Origin of the sequence: Empedobacter sp. UBA5036 (assembly GCF_002415215.1) — a bacterium.
Taxonomy (GTDB): domain Bacteria; phylum Bacteroidota; class Bacteroidia; order Flavobacteriales; family Weeksellaceae; genus Empedobacter; species Empedobacter falsenii_B.
In genome coordinates this window covers 1-18,587 of sequence record NZ_DICC01000060.1, presented here as the reverse complement: position 1 = coordinate 18,587, position 18,587 = coordinate 1, and the positions used below count along the sequence as shown (strand labels likewise).

16 protein-coding genes are annotated in these 18,587 nt (G+C 32.5%); 10 read left to right on the top strand and 6 right to left on the bottom strand.

Features of this window, described 5'->3' with window-relative positions; translation table 11 throughout:
* The 4 genes from B4J88_RS11325 to B4J88_RS11310 form a co-directional block, all read right to left on the bottom strand.
* Positions 1–3,156 (bottom strand): efflux RND transporter permease subunit, encoded by a 3,156-nt coding sequence (locus tag B4J88_RS11325; RefSeq protein ID WP_038330602.1) that lies wholly within the window; start codon positions 3,154–3,156, stop codon positions 1–3.
* Between the two features lie 13 nt (positions 3,157–3,169).
* A complete protein-coding gene (locus tag B4J88_RS11320; protein WP_038330599.1) occupies positions 3,170–4,411 on the bottom strand; it encodes an efflux RND transporter periplasmic adaptor subunit in 1,242 nt (413 codons plus the stop codon).
* 7 nt (positions 4,412–4,418) lie between these two features.
* Positions 4,419–4,913, bottom strand: a complete 495-nt coding sequence (locus tag B4J88_RS11315) for a GbsR/MarR family transcriptional regulator (protein WP_038330593.1) — start codon at positions 4,911–4,913, stop codon at positions 4,419–4,421.
* Positions 4,914–5,142: 229 nt separating this feature from the next.
* Positions 5,143–5,703, bottom strand: a complete 561-nt coding sequence (locus B4J88_RS11310) for a hypothetical protein (RefSeq protein WP_291067680.1) — start codon at positions 5,701–5,703, stop codon at positions 5,143–5,145.
* Positions 5,704–5,895: 192 nt separating this feature from the next.
* Here B4J88_RS11310 and B4J88_RS11305 point away from each other — a divergent pair, with 192 nt between their 5' ends.
* Positions 5,896–6,429, top strand: a complete 534-nt coding sequence (locus B4J88_RS11305; RefSeq protein WP_115000382.1) for a hypothetical protein — start codon at positions 5,896–5,898, stop codon at positions 6,427–6,429.
* A gap of 56 nt (positions 6,430–6,485) precedes the next feature.
* The gene (locus B4J88_RS11300; RefSeq protein WP_038330588.1) at positions 6,486–6,932 is read left to right on the top strand and encodes a KTSC domain-containing protein; all 447 of its coding nucleotides are present in this window, start codon (positions 6,486–6,488) and stop codon (positions 6,930–6,932) included.
* A 71-nt stretch (positions 6,933–7,003) separates the two neighbouring features.
* Here the strand turns inward: B4J88_RS11300 and B4J88_RS11295 are convergent, their stop codons facing one another.
* Positions 7,004–7,978 carry a deoxyhypusine synthase family protein gene (locus B4J88_RS11295; RefSeq protein WP_038330586.1) on the bottom strand — a complete coding sequence of 325 codons (975 nt, stop codon included), beginning with the start codon at positions 7,976–7,978 and terminating at the stop codon, positions 7,004–7,006.
* A gap of 31 nt (positions 7,979–8,009) precedes the next feature.
* Entirely contained in the window at positions 8,010–9,392 is a 1,383-nt protein-coding gene (locus B4J88_RS11290; protein ID WP_038330584.1) for a decarboxylase, read from the bottom strand.
* Positions 9,393–9,807: 415 nt separating this feature from the next.
* Between B4J88_RS11290 and B4J88_RS11285 the strand changes: the two genes are divergently transcribed.
* From B4J88_RS11285 to B4J88_RS11250, 8 genes are all read left to right on the top strand, one after another.
* Positions 9,808–10,581, top strand: coding sequence for a ParA family protein (locus B4J88_RS11285; protein WP_038330582.1), 774 nt, complete (start codon positions 9,808–9,810; stop codon positions 10,579–10,581).
* 5 nt (positions 10,582–10,586) lie between these two features.
* A complete protein-coding gene (locus B4J88_RS11280) occupies positions 10,587–11,477 on the top strand; it encodes a ParB/RepB/Spo0J family partition protein (protein ID WP_038330580.1) in 891 nt (296 codons plus the stop codon).
* Positions 11,467–12,045, top strand: a complete 579-nt coding sequence (locus B4J88_RS11275; RefSeq protein WP_180904451.1) for a DUF5683 domain-containing protein — start codon at positions 11,467–11,469, stop codon at positions 12,043–12,045. Before B4J88_RS11280 ends, B4J88_RS11275 begins: the two co-directional genes overlap by 11 nt.
* A gap of 9 nt (positions 12,046–12,054) precedes the next feature.
* Complete coding sequence (dapB, locus tag B4J88_RS11270) at positions 12,055–12,759, top strand: 4-hydroxy-tetrahydrodipicolinate reductase (RefSeq protein ID WP_180904452.1); 705 nt, start codon at positions 12,055–12,057, stop codon at positions 12,757–12,759.
* 26 nt (positions 12,760–12,785) lie between these two features.
* Positions 12,786–14,348 (top strand): signal peptidase I, encoded by a 1,563-nt coding sequence (lepB, locus tag B4J88_RS11265; protein WP_180904453.1) that lies wholly within the window; start codon positions 12,786–12,788, stop codon positions 14,346–14,348.
* Positions 14,349–14,447: 99 nt separating this feature from the next.
* The gene (locus B4J88_RS11260) at positions 14,448–15,053 is read left to right on the top strand and encodes a WbqC family protein (RefSeq protein ID WP_291067679.1); all 606 of its coding nucleotides are present in this window, start codon (positions 14,448–14,450) and stop codon (positions 15,051–15,053) included.
* 4 nt (positions 15,054–15,057) lie between these two features.
* Positions 15,058–16,659, top strand: coding sequence for a S8 family serine peptidase (locus B4J88_RS11255; RefSeq protein ID WP_286494915.1), 1,602 nt, complete (start codon positions 15,058–15,060; stop codon positions 16,657–16,659).
* A 123-nt stretch (positions 16,660–16,782) separates the two neighbouring features.
* A complete protein-coding gene (locus tag B4J88_RS11250; protein WP_291067678.1) occupies positions 16,783–18,417 on the top strand; it encodes a S8 family peptidase in 1,635 nt (544 codons plus the stop codon).
* The last annotated feature ends 170 nt before the right edge of the window (positions 18,418–18,587 follow it).

Below are 18,587 nucleotides of genomic sequence, written 5' to 3'. Positions count from 1 at the left end.
TTAGATTGAATTATTATGTTCAATTTCTTCTTGTGGACGATCAAATTTAATTGGTTTAACTTTTTCTTGTAATGTTTGGAAAACAACAAACAATACTGGAATAACAAATAAACCTAAAATTGTACCTACTAATAAACCAAATGCTGCTCCTGTTGCTACAGAACGGTTACCAGCAGATGATACACCTGTTGCAAATACTAATGGCATTAATCCTAAAATGAAGGCAAAAGATGTCATCAAAATTGGACGTAAACGAGCTTTCGCTCCATCTATAGCTGCCTGAATAATTGACATTCCGTGTACACGTCTTTGTAATGCAAACTCTACAATCAAAATGGCATTTTTGGCGAGTAAACCAACCAACATGATTAAGGCAATTTGGAAATAAATATTATTTTCTAATCCAGCTAACCATTGAGATAAATATGCACCCATCATACCACAAGGAACAGATAATAATACTGCGAATGGTAAAACATAAGATTCATATTGTGCAGATAAAATAAAGTACACGAATACGATACATAAAGCAAAAATCATTGCTGTTTGAGAACCTGAATTAATCTCCTCACGAGTAAGACCTGTAAAGTCAGTTCCGTAAGAAGTAGATAATGTTTGTTCAGAAACTTGATTAATTGCTGTAATTGCATCCCCTGTAGAGAATCCTGGTTTTACAGCTCCTGTAATATTAGCTGATGTAAATAAGTTGAAACGGTTAACAGAGTTAGGACCATATACACGTTTTAAAGTCACAAATTGTGAAACTGGTGTCATTGAACCTGCATCCGTTTTCACGAACATTTTATTTAAACTTGTTTCATTGATACGATCATCTGGCGAAGCTTGAATGTACACACGGTATTGTTTACCAAAACGTGTAAAGTCAGCTGCATATAATCCTCCAATATATCCTTGTAAAGTTGAGAAAATAGAACTTACTGAAACACCAGATTGTTTTGCTCTTTCAATATTAACATCGATTTCGTATTGAGGGAAACCTGTATTTAAAGAAGTTTGAGCATACATAATTTCTGGACGTTGCATTAAAGCACCAATATATTCCTTAGCAACTTTATCAAAATCAGCAATATCTCCACCTGTTTTATCTAATAATTTCAATTCGAAACCAGAAGACATACCAAAACCTGGAATTGATGGTGGTTGGAAGAAAATCATTTGAGCATCAGGAATTTGAGCTGCAGCACCAAATAATTGTCCAATAATTGATTGTACTGATAAAGCATCTGTTGTACGTTCTTCGAATGGTTTCAATTTAATGAACATCATACCATAGTTAGAACCAGCTCCAGAAATAATAGAGTTACCTGAGATAATTGTTGCTTTATCTAATCCAGGAATTTTTTCAATTTTTTTCTGGAATTCTTTTTCAACCTCATACACACGGTCCATAGAAGCACCTGCTGGTAATTCGATATTACCAATAATAAATCCGTTATCTTCAGTTGGTACGAAACCTGTTGGCATCATTTTTCCAATACCCCAAATTCCTACTCCACTAAGAATAATTAATAAGAATGAAATCCATTTGTGTTTAATTAAAAATTTGAATGAATTACCATATTTATGTGTCATACGATCAAATGAAGCATTGAAAGCATCAAAGAATCGTTGAATAAAGTTACGTTTTTGCTCTCCTTCTTGATGTGGTTTTAAGAATAAAGCACACAATGCTGGAGATAATGTCAAGGCATTTAATGCCGAAATTAAAATGGCAACAATTAAAGTAATACCAAATTGTTTGTAGAATACTCCGGTAGGTCCTGAGATAAATGTTACTGGTACGAACACCGCACACATTACTAATGTAATTGAGATAATCGCTCCAGAAATTTCATCCATCGCATTTTTCGTTGCATCCATAGGAGCTTCGTGATGAGACTCCATTCGAGCATGCACCGCTTCCACAACAACAATGGCATCATCCACAACAATACCAATGGCGAGTACTAAGGCAAATAACGTTAATAAGTTTAACGAGAATCCTGCCAGATTAAGGAAAAAGAATGTACCAATAATAGACACTGGTACCGCAATCAATGGTACTAATGTAGAACGGAGATCTTGTAAGAAAATATATACAACAATAAATACTAAGATAAACGCCTCTATCATTGTGTGAACAACTTTAGAAATAGACGCATCTAAGAATGTATTTGTATCCATTAAGATAGTGTAAGAAACTCCTTCTGGTAATAATTTAGAAGCTTTTTCTAACTCAGCTCTTAAGTTTACAATAATTTCTTGTGCATTAGATCCTGGCGTTTGATAAACAGCAAATACAGCAGAAGGATCTCCATCCATTGCAGAACGTCCTGCATAAGATTGAGCACCAAATTCTACATTCGCTACATCTTTTAATCTAAGAACCTGTCCGTTTGGTAAAGATTTAATAACAATATTACGATATTGATCTTCTGTCTTGTATCGCCCAGAATATGTGATTGTATATTGGAATGATTGTCCAGAGTTTTCCCCTAACGAACCAGCAGCAGCTTCAAGAGATTCTTGAGATAAAGCTGCAGAAACTTCAGAAGGAACTAAACCATAACTTGCCATACGAGAAGGATCTAACCAAATACGCATAGAATAAGTCATCGCACCAAATACAGTTGCATCCCCTACACCGTTTACACGTTTTAAGGCTGGAATAATGTTGATGTTCAAATAATTCTGAAGATAAATCTCATCATATTTAGGGTTTGTTGAACTAAACGAAGCAAACATCAATGCTGATGTCTGTTGTTTTTGTGTCACAACCCCAGAACGAGTTACCTCCGAAGGTAATAATGGTGTAGCACGTGCCACACGGTTTTGTACGTTTACCTGTGCGATATCTCCATCTACACCTGGTTTAAATACAACATCGATAGAAGCAGAACCGTTATTAGAGGCAGTAGAAGAAATATAATCCATTCCTTCAACCCCGTTCACCTGTTCCTCTATCGGAATAATTACAGACTCCATTACTGTCTTTGCATTCGCTCCGGGATACGAAGCTGAAATTTTTACAGTAGAGGGTGCAATATCTGGATATTGTGTTACCGGAAGCGATATAAGCCCCAGTATACCCAATATCAATATAAGGATAGAAATTACCGTAGATAGTACGGGTCTTTCAATAAACTTTTTTAACATATCTATTTACAATTTAGAATACCGTTTTTGTCGATTCTACGATTTGATCAAAGTTTGCTGGAGTTGGTTTAACAGCTGTTTTATCACGTAATTTACCTACACCTTGTGCTACAACTTTATCACCTTTTTTCACTCCGTCTTTTACAACTGCCATATTGTTAGCTCTTTCTACAACAGTAATTGGAGTTGCGTAAGCTGTATCTTTTGTTACTTTGTAAACATAAGTCATACCTTGTTGTTCAAATGTTGCAGCCTCTGGCACAACCAATACATCAACATAAGTTTTTGGAACACGAATACGTCCTGAGTTACCATTTGCCAAAAGCTTAGCTTCATTATTGAACGTTACACGGAAATCAATTGTACCTGTTGTTGGATTAATTTGACCAGTTACAGTTTGTATTTTACCTTTTTCAGGATAAACATCTCCATTAGCTAATACTAATTCTACTGCTGGAATTTTGTTTAATTTATCTTTTAAACTAGCTCCTTCTGATTTAGAAATAAAGTTTAAATATTCTTTCTCATTCATAGAGAAATAGGCATATACTCTACTTGTATTTGAAACTGTAGTAATTGGAGTTTGATCCGTAGGACCAACTAATGTCCCTTGACGAGAATTAATAGAACCAACTACTCCACTAATAGGTGCTCTTACAACAGAATAGTCAACATTTGCTTGCGCTCCTTTATAACTTGCTTGCGCTTGAGTAACACCAGCCTGCGCTTGAGACTTAGCAGCTACAGCTTGATTATAACTCGCTTGTGCTTTTGCTAGATTAGCTTTTGCAGTTTCTAATTGTACATTACTAATAATGTTTTTCTGTACCAAAGGAGTTAATTTGTTTACCTCTACCTGAGCTGCTTGCACTGCCGCTTGCGCTGCACTTACATTAGCCTGAGCCGCTTTTACATTAGCTTGCGCAGCACCAACACCAGATTTTAAAGCATCCGCATTTTGAGTTAAAACATTTGTTTCTAATTTGAACAAAGGCTGACCAGCTTGTACATATTGGCCTTCATCAACATAAACTTCTGTAATGTATCCTTGGATTTTTGCACGAACATCATTATTTACGATACCTTGAATATTTGCAGGGTATTCATCATAACTCGTCACCACTTTCGTAGGCACATCAACTACCGGATAAGGTGTTGGACCTTGTGCTTGTTGAGCAGCAGCATTGTCTTTCTTTCCACAAGAACTCAAAGCTATTGCCAAAGCACCAACCATTATAACGTTAACGTTTTTCATATTACTTTTACTTATTTTCTAGTTGAATTTTATTTATTTTTTGTATTGTTTCGTCTAATATCACTTTTGTTTGATTAAGATGTTCCAAATAGATATCAACTACTCTATTTTCAACATTTTTAGAAAGCGTATTATTCGCTAGTTTATGTTCTTTTATTCGATTTGTATAACCTATATCTTGAGAAATCATTTCAAATAAAAAATCTAATTTCTCTGTCAAATAATTAAAATTTAATCTAAAATATCTTTTTCTAGAGTTAATTTTATTTATGTACTCGATGTGTTTCATCGATAGTAAGTAGTTAATAGAGTTTGATAAGGAACTTTTACTAACATTAAAAATCTCAAGAAGCTCTTCAAACGTGAATCCTTCCTCATCAGACTCTAAAATCATGTATGCTTGCAACTTAGCTGTCAATGGAGGAAAACTGTAAGTTCTCTCCAAAAAAGCACTAAAGCTGCAAAAAAGATCCGAATTACATGCTTGATTTTTTATATTCATAATGTGTATAATCTACAAAACCATGCAAATATAAAATAGTTAGTTCGGTTTACACAGAACTAACTATACTTTTTTCGTTATTTAACAATAAATTAAATTAATAATTTGTTAATCCACTATTTTTAAGACTAACAAAAAATAGACCAAACCAATTAATAATAAGTCAATTATAGTAAATTTAATTATTATTTTATACAATATTAGATAAGCAACCTTTTGTTTAAAAGAACTATTGAAGTTTAAAATTTATAGGAGTTTTTCTTAAAAAAGTATTAATTTCATCAATATCGTTCTGGTAATCAAATTTTAAATCTTCATGAAATTTTTCAAAAATAGAAAAAATCAATTTCAATCTGCCATGTTGATAATTGTATAATTTTTCTGCATTATCTCCTGTTGTATAAGTTTCAAAAAGATAAGGATAACGACTAAAAGATTCTTGAATGATATATTTTCTCAATTCAAATTCTGACACTTTATCTTTCGTAATTTGAACATGATAGTTCACAATTCCACTCAATGTTTTTAACGTCAACAACAATTGACGATGACTTCTATTTATGTTAATCTGATTAATTAAGTGATGAGACTTTTCAAACTGAAAATCAATCTTTTCATAAATATTTTTTACACGATCTTGCAAATCATTTTCATTCTCTAATAATTGAAAATGCAAATGTTCTACTAAAGTTTCATCTTTATTGATAAGACGCAAAAGAAGTTTATCTTTTTCTTTTGAAGGAAGATCTAAAATAGAATTTTTCAATTCAGGAACGTCTTTCAATTTCATACTTATTTTGTTTGTTGTTAGCTTGTTTAAAATTACAAAAATATTCGAGATAATTCATTTAACACAAAACGATTAAATCATATAAATAATGTATATTCGAAAAAATAAATCATAACCTAAATGCCAAAATCACTCAAAATCTACATCATTTCTTCAGTTGTTCTCATTTTATTTTTATTGAGTTTAAACCTTATGGGTTTGAATTTAAAAGGAGAATATACCTATCATATTCTTGCTTGGACTTCGATTATCTTCACCTTTTACATCGTTATTAAATTTTGGAAAATTATCTATATCAAAATTTATGGTTTTTTACTTTTTGCTTTAGTTGGATTGAGCATTTTACCAATGGCAATTCTGTTTCTATCTATCGTTAGTTTTTTATTCAATATGAATACAATTCAAACCATTAAAGTAAACGATGAATATAAAATAGTAGTTACGAAAAAAGTTATGGCAATGAAACGTGCTTATATCTATAATTCTGAATCTAAATTTCCTATTTTAGAAAAATCAAACAATATCGCGAGACCAGATTATAGTGATATTGTTTCTGAAACATTAAATATTAATTCTGATGATCCAAAGCTATATGAATACGAAAACGAACCTATTCAGCAAGCTAAACTGATTTCTATAAACAAGGATAGTATTGGAATTGAATATCAAATTCTCAACAAAAAGAAAATTATTTATCATAACCTTAACGAAACTTATGGATATTAAGCGCATTTCGTGATTTATAATCCGTACTTTTGCACTCCGAAAAAAGGATTATAATTATGAAAAGCGTTGTAGAACACAGAAAATTACTTGGAGTTGATAAAAATGTAACTCTAAAAGAGTTGAAAACAATTTACAGAAATACGATGAAAGATGCGCATCCTGATAAATTTATCAACGACGAAGCAGGTAAAATAGAAGCTGAAGAAAAAAGTAAAGTTGTGATCGAAGCATACCACTTTTTAGTAAGTATTAATCCTGAAACGCACGAAAAAAACAAAGAAGAATATACGATTACAACTGCAAAATCTAACATTCATGATTTTTATATGGATGAACAAATTTTGAAAGTAGAACATTTAGATGGAAATCATTACGAGTATTTTGGTGTTCCTAAAAACACGTACATCAAAATGGTAAATTCTGACTCTCCAAGCCGTTTTGCTAGAAGACATATCTATGGAAAATTTACACATAGAAAAGCTGGTGAAGCAATGAAAGATTAATTATCTGAACAATATAAAACCAAAAACCACTTCAATTGAAGTGGTTTTTTTTATGCTTAATATTCTATTGATTAGTTTCCTAAAATATAGTTGAAAATCAATGGCGCTACGATTGTCGCATCAGATTCTATCATATATTTTGGCGTATCAACATCTAATTTACCCCATGTAATTTTCTCATTTGGAACTGCTCCAGAATAAGATCCGTAAGATGTTGTAGAATCAGAAATTTGACAGAAATATGCCCAGAAAGGAACATCTGTCCACTCTAAATCTTGGTACATCATTGGAACAACACAAATTGGGAAATCTCCAGAGATACCACCAGCAATTTGGAAGAAACCTACACCTTTACCATCAGAATTAGCACGATACCACTCTGTTAAGTAAATCATGTATTCAATTCCAGATTTTACTGTAGACGCTTTTAAATTACCTTTGATTACGTTAGACGCAAAAATGTTTCCTGTTGTAGAGTCTTCCCAACCTGGACAAACGATAGGTAAATTTTTCTCAGCTGCAGCAACAATCCAAGAATCTTTCGGATCAATTTCGTAGTATTGCTCTAAAACTCCAGAATTTACAACTTGATATAAAAATTCGTGTGGTAAATAACGCTCACCTTTTTCTTCAGCAGCATGCCAAACATTCTCTAAATGCTCTTGTAAACGACGAAAAGCCTCCTCTTCTGGAATACAAGTATCTGTAACACGATTGAAGTGCGTATCTAACAATTCGCGCTCTTCCTCTGGCGTTAAATCACGGTAATTTGGAATTCTTTTATAGTGTGAATGCGCAACTAAATTCATTACGTCTTCTTCTAAATTTGCTCCTGTACAAGAAATGATGTGCACTTTATCTTGGCGAATCATTTCAGCTAATGAAATTCCTAATTCAGCAGTAGACATTGCTCCACCCAAAGAAATTAACATTTTACCACCTTCTAACAAGTGTTGCTCATATCCTTTTGCAGCGTCAACTAAAGCAGCTGCATTAAAGTGTCTATAGTTATGTTCTATAAACTGACTGATTGGTCCTTTACTCATTTTATTTGTATTTTATTTATTTAAAATTCAATTATTTGTATCCCAAAGTATTCAACACATCTTGATGCGTTTGTTCTTCTGAATATACTTTTGCTTCATAATTTTCGTCAATCAAAATATATTTGGGCTGAGGAATTAAACAGTGATTAATTCCACCAAAACCACTAATATTATCTTGGTAAGCTCCTGTATTAAAGAAACCGATATACAATGGTTTTGCTTGATCATATTTCGGAAGATAAATGGCATTTACATGCTGTTCTGAGTTATAATAATCATCAGAATCACATGTTAAACCTCCTAATAATACACGTTCATACTTATCGTACCAACGGTTAATTGGCAACATTACAAATCGTTTCGAAATTGCCCAAGCATCTGGCAAAGTTGTCATAAAAGAAGAATCGATCATATCCCAATACTCTTTATCATTTTGTTTCTTTTGATAAAGAATTTTGTAGACTACTCCTCCACTTTCTCCAACTGTAAACGAACCAAATTCTGTAAAAATATTTGGAACAGCAATTCCTTCTTCATCACAAATCATTTTAATTTGCAACAAGATTTCTTTCGCCATGTATTCGTAATCATATTCGAAATTCAACGAATTTTTGATTGGGAATCCACCACCAATATTCAAACTATCTAATTCTGGACAAACTTTTTTAAGGTTTACATAAACTCTCAAACATTTTGTCAACTCATTCCAATAATATGAATTGTCTTTAATTCCTGTATTGATAAAGAAATGAAGCATTTTCAGTTTAATGCGTTCATTTGGTTTTACCATTGTTTGATAAAACGGTACAATATCCTTGTACCCAATTCCTAAACGAGAGGTATAAAACTCAAATTTTGGCTCTTCTTCAGATGCAATACGAATTCCGATTTCAAAATCACCTTCAATTGCTTCTGAAAACAAATCAACTTCTTCGTAATTATCAATCACTGTGATTGTTTTACGATGTCCGCTATTTACCAAACGAGCAATATTTTCTACATATTCCTCACGCTTGAAACCGTTACAAACAACATACTGATCGTCTGTAATCAAACCTTCTCCAATCAAATTTTCGACAATATTAATGTCAAATGCAGAAGATGTCTCAATGTGAATATCGTTTTTTAATGCTTCACCTAAAATGTGACGAAAGTGAGAACTTTTTGTACAATAACAATAATTGTAAGTTCCCTCATAGTTTAACTCTTCACGCGCTTTTTCGAACCAACCTTTCGCTTTCTGAATGTTTTGCGAAATTTTAGGCAAATATGTGAATTTTAATGGTGTTCCATGTTCTTCGACCAAAGCTTTTAGGTCAATTCCATTAAATTTTAAGTACTCTCCATCTAATTCAAATTCATCTTGTGGAAAGTCAAATGATTGCGTGATTAAATCTATGTATTTAGTTTTCATTATGCTTTATAAATGTTACGTGTGTTTAATAATTCTAAAAATTTTGCAAAAAAATTAGGGTATTACAGACGTATCGCATAATATACATTGCGAAGCAATAAGGGGAAAGAATAATTCTTAAATTCGTTTCTATTCATTAAAACTACTGCGTTAAAGCTCTTTCTATTCTCAACGCTTTCGAATAAAAGGTTAAAACTCATCAACTTTTTTTATTAAAAAAATTATAAAAATACTTGTCGCAAATATAAGTTTTTTAATTCTGTTAAAAAGATAAAATAATATTAAAATTTAGCTTTACAGAACTGATGTTTTATGATGTAAAACAAATATTCAACAATTATTCAAAAATTTATTTTTTCTTTAAGGTTTAGCAAGGTTAAATATTGTATTTTTGAAATCGTTTTGAACGTAAATTATGGGTAAAATTATTGCTATTGCTAACCAAAAAGGTGGTGTTGGTAAAACGACAACTTCGTTAAACCTTGCCGCTTCATTAGGTGTTTTAGAGAAAAAAGTTTTATTAATTGACGCAGATCCGCAAGCAAATGCAACATCTGGTTTGGGTTTTGATTTGGATGAAATCGAAGCAGGAACCTATGAAGTATTGGAAAATGAAGTACTTGCAAGCAAAGCTATTTTACAATCAGAATCGCCAAACCTAGACTTGATGCCTGCTCATTTAGATTTAGTTGCTGCCGAGATTGAGATTGTAGATTACGAGAACCGCGAATACATGTTAAAAAACGCGTTGTCAGAAATCAAAGATCAATATGATTATATTATTATAGATTGCGCGCCTTCACTTGGCTTGATTACTTTGAACGCGCTTACAGCTGCTGATTCTGTGATTATTCCTATTCAGTGCGAATATTTTGCGTTAGAAGGTTTAGGTAAATTATTAAATACGATAAAAGGAATTCAACAACATCACAACAAGGAACTGGATATCGAAGGTTTATTGTTAACGATGTATGATTCTCGCTTACGCCTTTCTAATCAGGTTTTAGACGAAGTGAACAATCATTTTCCGCAAATGGTTTTCAAAACAATTATTACTCGAAATGTACGTTTGTCAGAAGCACCAAGTTTTGGCGAAACAATTATTCAGTACGACGCAGCAAGTAAAGGTGCAGAAAACTACTTAAATTTAGCGCGTGAATTTTTAATTAACAACAACGATACAGTTTAAATAAAATGGCAAAGCCAAATAAAAATAATCGCTTGGGACGTGGATTATCTGCTCTATTAAAGGATGAACCAACTGTAAAAACTGCACAAGATGAAGGTGCTAAAAAATTGGTTGGAAATATTTTGGAAATAGATTTAGAAAAAATCACCGCGAATCCTTGGCAACCACGAACGAATTTCGATAAAAAAGCTTTAGAGGAATTGGTTTCGTCTATTCAAACATTAGGCGTTATTCAACCAATTACGATTCGTAAAAAACCAACAGGTGAATATGAATTGATTTCTGGTGAAAGACGTTTTCGCGCTTCGCAATTAGCTGGTAAAAAAACAATTCCGGCTTATGTGCGTTTAGCAAATGACCAAGAAATGCTGGAAATGGCATTAGTCGAAAATATTCAGCGTCAAGATTTAGATGCGATCGAAATTGCACTTTCTTACCAACAATTGATTGATGAAATCAAGTTAACGCAAGAAGAATTAAGTAAACGTGTTGGAAAAGACAGAACGTCTATTACCAATTATTTGCGTTTATTGAAATTAGATCCGATTATCCAAACAGGAATTCGTGACGGAATGATTTCAATGGGACACGGTCGCGCTTTAATGGCTATTGATGATACTGATTTACAATTTGATATTTACGAAAAAATTGTCAAAAACAATTTATCTGTTCGCGATACAGAACGTTTAATCAAATCGATAAAAGAAGGTAAACCTGAGAAAAAAGCAACAAATGAATTACCTTCTCAGTACAAAGAAGCATTAAGTTCTATTTCAAATTCATTGAATACGAAAGTTGAAATAAAACGTGCAAATAATGGAAAAGGTAAAATAATTTTGAATTTTACTTCTGATGATGAGTTTGAACGATTAAGAAAATTTTTAAATGAGAATTAAAGCATTCTTACTTGGATTAACGATCTCTTCGACGTTTGCTTTCGGTCAAGTTAAAACGGATTCTTTAGTCGTTGTCGAAAATAATGTTATTGTAAACGATACAATGAGCGTAACTAAAGAAGCATTAATGGAGAAAAGTCCAATTAGAGCCTCTTTGTATTCGGCTATTTTACCTGGTGCTGGACAATTGTATAACAAAAAATGGTTAAAAGCACCTATTGCGCTTGGTTTAGTAGGTACAGGAACAGGTTTTACGATTTATTACAATAATTTGTACAAAAAATACCGAAAAGCTTATATTGCGGTAAGAGAAGGAACACCAAACGAATTCACAGGAATTTTATCTGCAGAGCAATTGGCAGTTATTCAAGATGATTACAAACGAAAACGCGATTATAGTGTCGCTTTAACTGCATTAGCTTATTTATTAAATATTGTAGATGCAACAGTAGATGCGCATTTATTCACAGTTCGTAATGACACAGAAATGTCATTCAAACCAACAGTCATTCAAGATGAAATGACATTAGAGCCAGTTTTAGGATTGGCATTTAACTTAAAATTTTAGAAATTACAGATGAAAATTGCATTAATAGGATACGGAAAAATGGGAAAAGCCATTGAAGAAATTTTAATTCAACGCGGACACGAAGTTGTACTTAAAATATCTCGTACTCCACTTGCGGAAGAATTAAATAATGTTGAAGTTGCAATAGAATTTTCGAGACCAGAATTCGCTTACGACAACCTTAAAGTATTACTTGAAAATAAAATCGCAACAATTTGTGGAACAACAGGATGGTTAGATAAACAAGAAGAAATTAATCATTTAGCAATTTCAAATAACACCGCTTTTTTATATGCTTCTAACTTTAGTTTGGGCGTTAATTTATTCTTCGAATTAAATTCTATTTTAGCTCGAATGATGAATAAATATCGTAACGAATACCAAATTAATCTAGAAGAAATTCATCATACACAAAAACTTGATGCACCTTCTGGAACAGCGATTACAATTGCCGAAGGAATTATTGACAATTCAACATATAATTCTTGGTCGATGGACGAAAAAGCAAAAGACATTATTCCAGTTGAAGCAAAAAGAATCGAGGATGTTCCCGGAACACATATCGTACAATATAACTCTGATGTAGACACTATTGAGATTTCTCATACTGCGCATTCTCGCAAAGGTTTTGCCTTAGGTGCCGTGATTGCTGCGGAATGGATTTGTAATAAACAAGGTGTTTTCACAATGAAAGATGTACTTGAACTAAACTAAATTAAAATACTAAATATCAAAAACTTATGCATGTACTAATTTACTGGTTAATTGGTTTTATTATTGCCAATATAATCTTTGGAGCTGCAACTTGGAAATTATATAAAAATGCTGGAAAGCAAGCAATTCAAGCTTATATTCCTTTTCTAAATATCTGGAAAGGTTTAGAAATTATTCATCGTCCAAAATGGTGGATTATTCTATTTTATTTGCCAATTGTTGGTCCTATTTTTTGGTTAGTATTCTTTGTTGATTTAGGAGATTCTTACGGAAAAATTGAAACAAAAGACAAAGTCATTATGGTTTTGACTTTAGGTTTATACATTTTTGCAGTTAATTATTCTGATAATCCAAAATATTTAGGACCAGAAAAACGCAAACCAACATTTGTTTCTTCCTTAATTTTTGCCCTTGTTTTGGCAACTTTGGTTCATAACTGGTTTATTCAACCAATGATTGTTCCTACAGGATCAATGGAAAATACAATCAAAATTGGTGATGCTTTATTTGTAGAAAAAGTAAGTCACGGAGCGCGCGTTCCTATGACGCCGATCGGAATTCCATTTTCTGAGTTCATTTACCGTGATGGTTTTATCGACAAAGCGCGTTTGCCTTATATGCGTCTTCCAGGTTGGAGAGATTTAAAATCGAACGATATTGTTGTCTTCAACTATCCTACAGATTCTGTTTATTCTGCTATCGATCGTAAAGATGCGTATGTAAAACGTTTGGTAGGTTTACCAGGTGAAACGATTCAAGTTCGTAATGGAGTTTTATATGTAAATGATAAAAAATTCATTCCGAAAAAAGATGCACAAGTTCAACATGCGTATACAGTTATTGTAAAATCTCCTTTCAGCGATAAATTATTATACGATAATTTCGGAATTATTAGTACTGATTATAACGCTGCAAAACAAGCTGACGGAACATTTATTTATCAATTTGCTGCTTTGACTGATGCTCATGTTACAGCAATGAAATCTAATGCAAATGTAGTTTCTGTTGAACCAATTTTACAACCAGTTGGTGAAAAAACAGAGCACATTGTAAATGGAAAAATTGATAGTACAAATACGATTTTCCCTGTAAACAAAACGTGGAATACAGATCAATATGGACCTTTATATATTCCGAAAAAAGGTGATGTAGTTGATGTAAACAAAGAAACCTTAGCACAATACATCAATGTAATTCGTAAATACGAGCACAATAGTTTGCGTGTAGATTCTGCGAATGGTAAGTTTGATGTGTACATTAACGATCAAAAAACAAATAAATACGAAATCAAACAAAACTATTACTTCATGATGGGAGATAATAGAAATCAATCGTTAGATGCGCGTTTCTTTGGATATGTTGGAGAAGATCACATCATTGGTCGTCCAATTATGATTTGGGCAAATATGAACGGAATGTTCGAGCCTGCTGCTCCTAAGAAATTTATTTGGAACCGTTTCTTTACATCAATCAATAATGATAATCCAGACAAAACTTCGTACGGAATTTATGTTTTAATTGCCTTAATTGGTTGGATTGGATACGATATTGTAAAAGCTCGTAAAGAGAAGAAGAAAAACAAATATTAATAAAAAGAGCGATAAAATCCTCTAAATTATAAAATTAACAACACTATAAATGTGCATTATAAGCTACTTGTAATGCACATTTCCATATAAAATAATAGAATGAAAAATACGTTTGCAGCTTTTTATTTTGGACCGATTGATTACTATGCAGAAATGGTAAAAAGCCAAACTTTAGCCATCGAAGTTCAAGAAAATTTTCAAAAACAAACTTACCGTAACCGCATGTATATTTTAGGCGCAAACGGTAAATTGATGTTGAATATTCCAATCTTACACAACGGAACACGTTTGTTCAAAGATTTACAACCTTCTTATGAATACGATTGGCAAAAGGAACACATCAAATCATTGAAATCGGCTTATCAAAGTTCTCCATATTTTGAATATTATGAAGATGAAATTATTCCAATTTTAGAACAAAAAGAGAAATTTCTTTTAGATTTTAATCTAAAAACAATTGATTTCATCAACAAGAAATTAAGCTTAGATTTGGAGATTTCTAAAACTGAAACCTATCAAGATCTGAATCCTGAAAATGATTTCAGAAATCAATTTTCTGCTAAAAAAGCACCTCAGTATAACCTACCAGAATATGCACAAGTTTTTGATGATAAATTTGAGTTTATAGAAGGTTTGAGTATCTTAGATTTACTTTTTAGCGAAGGACCAAGTGCCGCAGTATATTTAAAAAACTTAATAAAATAACAACATGAGAAAATTATTTATTGCTTTAGGATTTGCCTTTACATTAGGGTTTGTTCAAGCACAAACAACAGAAGTACCAAAAGAAAAATGGTATCATGCAGGTGTAGAACAAACAGGTGTTTATGGTGTAAATACTGATCAAGCTTTACAATTCTTAAAAGACAACAAAAGAAAAGCAAATACAATTATTGTAGGAGTTTTGGACAGCGGTGTTGAAAATTTTCACGAAGATTTGAAAGCAAATATGTGGTCAAATCCAAAAGAAATTCCAGGAAACGGAATCGATGATGACAAAAATGGTTACATTGATGACGTACATGGATGGTCTTTTTTAGGAACAGCAAAAGGAATCAATTACAATGATGATACCACTGAATTAACACGTGTTTACAAAGCTTTATCATCTAAATACGCAACTTTCGATCAAAAGAAAAATCATGAAGCTATTGTAAAAAATCCTACTGAATATGCTGAATTTCAAAAAATTGAAAAAGAATATTTAAGCGCTGTAGGAAAAGCAAAATATAACCAACAAGTTGCTCAATCTAAATTGAATGCTGTTGAAGGTGGTGTAAATAAAATGGTTCTTGAATTTGGAGATACTAAATTAACTAAAGATATTTTAAAAAATTACCAACCAACAGATTCTCAAATCTTAGAAGCTTTATGGATTTTTGGTGAATTGAAAGAAGAGCAATGGGTTGGGAAAACGATGAAAGAAGTTTCGAATACCTATTTAGGAGCTGCTCGTCGTGCTGCGAAGGGAGATGCTTTATCTTCTCACTTAAATTTAGATTTGGTTGATCGTAAAGATGTTGACAATCCAAATGATAAAAAAGAGCGTTTTTATGGAAACAGTGATTCTAACGGACCTGAATCTTCTCACGGAACTCACGTTGCTGGAATTATCGGTGCTGTAAGAGGAAATAATATCGGTTCTGAAGGAACGACTGGAGGAAATAATGTAAAAATTATGTCGGTTCGTACAGTTCCAAATGGAGACGAACGCGATAAAGATGTTGCAAATGCAATTTACTACGCAGTTGACAATGGAGCAAAAATCTTGAATATGTCTTTCGGAAAACCTTATTCTCCTGATGCAGATTTAGTTTGGGATGCGTTCAAATATGCTTCTGATAAAGGTGTTTTAATCGTTAAAGCGGCTGGAAATAGCAACGAAGATATTGATGTTCATGTACATTATCCAACTAATTTTAGAAATGGAAATGTTGTTTCTAAATCTGTTCTTACGGTTGGTGCTTCTACTAAAGATCCAAATGCTTTAAAAGCTCGTTTCTCTAACTATGGTAAAAAATCGGTAGATGTTTTTGGACCAGGACAAGAGATTTATGCAACATATCCAGGGGTTGATCAATATCGTTTCTTAAACGGAACTTCTATGGCTTCACCTGCTGTTGCTGGTGTTGCAGCGTTGGTTTGGTCACATTATCCAAAATTAACTGCAGAAGATATTCGTAATATCTTAATGGAAACAGTTAATAAAAATGAGCAATTAAAAGAGATTTCTGTTGCTGGAGGTGTTGTAGATTCTTACAAAGCTGTACAAAAAGCTGAAGAAATTTACAAACAACGTAAGTTGAAATAATTTTAATTTTAACACAACATTATAAAAAGGCTTCAAATTTTGGAGCCTTTTTTGCGTTTAAACTCCGGATAATTTTAGATGTAACAATTTCGGTTGTTTCTCGACATATAGATAAAATCAATTATGAAAAAATTCTTATTAAGTATATCAGTTGCCATGTTTGTTGGTGGGGCATCGTTCGCACAAGAAACGACAACTGCTCTACCTTTAACTAAAGTTGATCAAAAATATTGGCAACACGAATCTTTCGAAGAAAGTGGTGTTTATGGTGTTAATACTCAAAAAGCGTTGCAATTTTTAGAATCAAAAAAACGTAAACCTTCACAGTTAATTGTTGGTGTTCTAGATTCTGGAGTTGAGATTACTCATCCAGATTTAAAAGATAATATTTGGACAAATACCAAAGAAATTGCTGGGAATGGAATTGACGATGATAAAAATGGTTATGTTGATGATATTCACGGTTGGAATTTTATCGGAGGAAAAGATGGTAAAAATGTTGATGGAGATACATTAGAATTAACACGTCTTTTTGTAAAATACCGCGATTTATTCGAAAAAAGTAAAGATGCAGCTTCAAACAAAACAAAATTCCCAAAAGAATTTGAAGAATATGAAAAAATAAAACCTGCATTCGAAGATAAATTAGCCGAAGCAAAACAAAATGCAGCACAATATACGCAGATGAATGATGTTTTCTCGGTTGCATTTCCTGCTTTGATTAAAGAATGGGGCGAAAAAGATTTGAATGAAAAAAATATGATGTCTTTTAAACCTGTTTCTAAAGAAGCACAACAAGGGATGATTATTTTTGGTATGGTTCCGAAAGAAGCTTGGGAAGGAAAATCGATGAAAGACTTCTTAACAGAAGTTGGAAATGAAATTTCAGAAGGAACAAAATATTACAAAGAACAAGTTGAAATTAACTTGAATACAGAATTAGATCCTCGTCCAATTGTTGGCGATAATTATGCTGATAAATCAGAACGTTTTTACGGAAATAATGATGTAGACGGTCCTGATTCTATGCACGGAACGCACGTTTCTGGAATTATTGCGGCAAAATCTGGAAACGGAATTGGAATGGATGGAATCGCAGGAAATGGTTATGTTAAAATCATGTCAGTTCGTACAGTTCCAAATGGAGACGAACGCGATAAAGACGTTGCAAATGCCATTCGTTATGCTACAGATAATGGAGCAAAAATCTTGAACATGTCTTTTGGAAAAGCTTATTCTCCAGATAAACAAATTGTTTGGGATGCATTTAAATATGCTGAGAAAAAAGGTCTTTTATTGATTAAAGCTGCAGGAAATGAAAACGTAAATATTGATGACGAAATTCACTTCCCTACTGTTTATGATAATAAAGGTGCAGAAGTTTCTAAAAACGTAATTACAGTTGGAGCAAATACAATGGATAATAACAATTTAAGAGCAAGTTTCTCTAATTTTGGTAAAAAGTCTGTAGACGTTTTTGCACCAGGAAATGAAATATATTCTACTGTTCCTAATAAAGATGGGGAATACAAAAACGAAAGTGGAACTTCTATGGCTTCGCCAGTTGTAGCGGGAGTTGCTGCTTTAGTTTGGGCACATTATCCTAAATTAACTGCAACAGATATCAAACAAATTTTGTTAGAATCTGTCAATAAAAACCCTGCTTTAACAGATATTTCTGTAACAGGCGGTGTTGTTGATGCGTACAAAGCTGTTCAATTAGCAGAAAAAATGTATGTTGCTAAAAAATTGAAGTAAGGAAATCTTAATATCACCATTTCTTATAGTATTTAAGTAACAAAATAAACTTGGGTTAGATTCTATTTTTTTTAGAGTCTAACCTTTTTTTGTATAAGATATTTCTTGTACAGATTGAATAAAAATTGTCAGTTCGAGTGATTTTTAGGGACACTGTACCAAAAACTGTG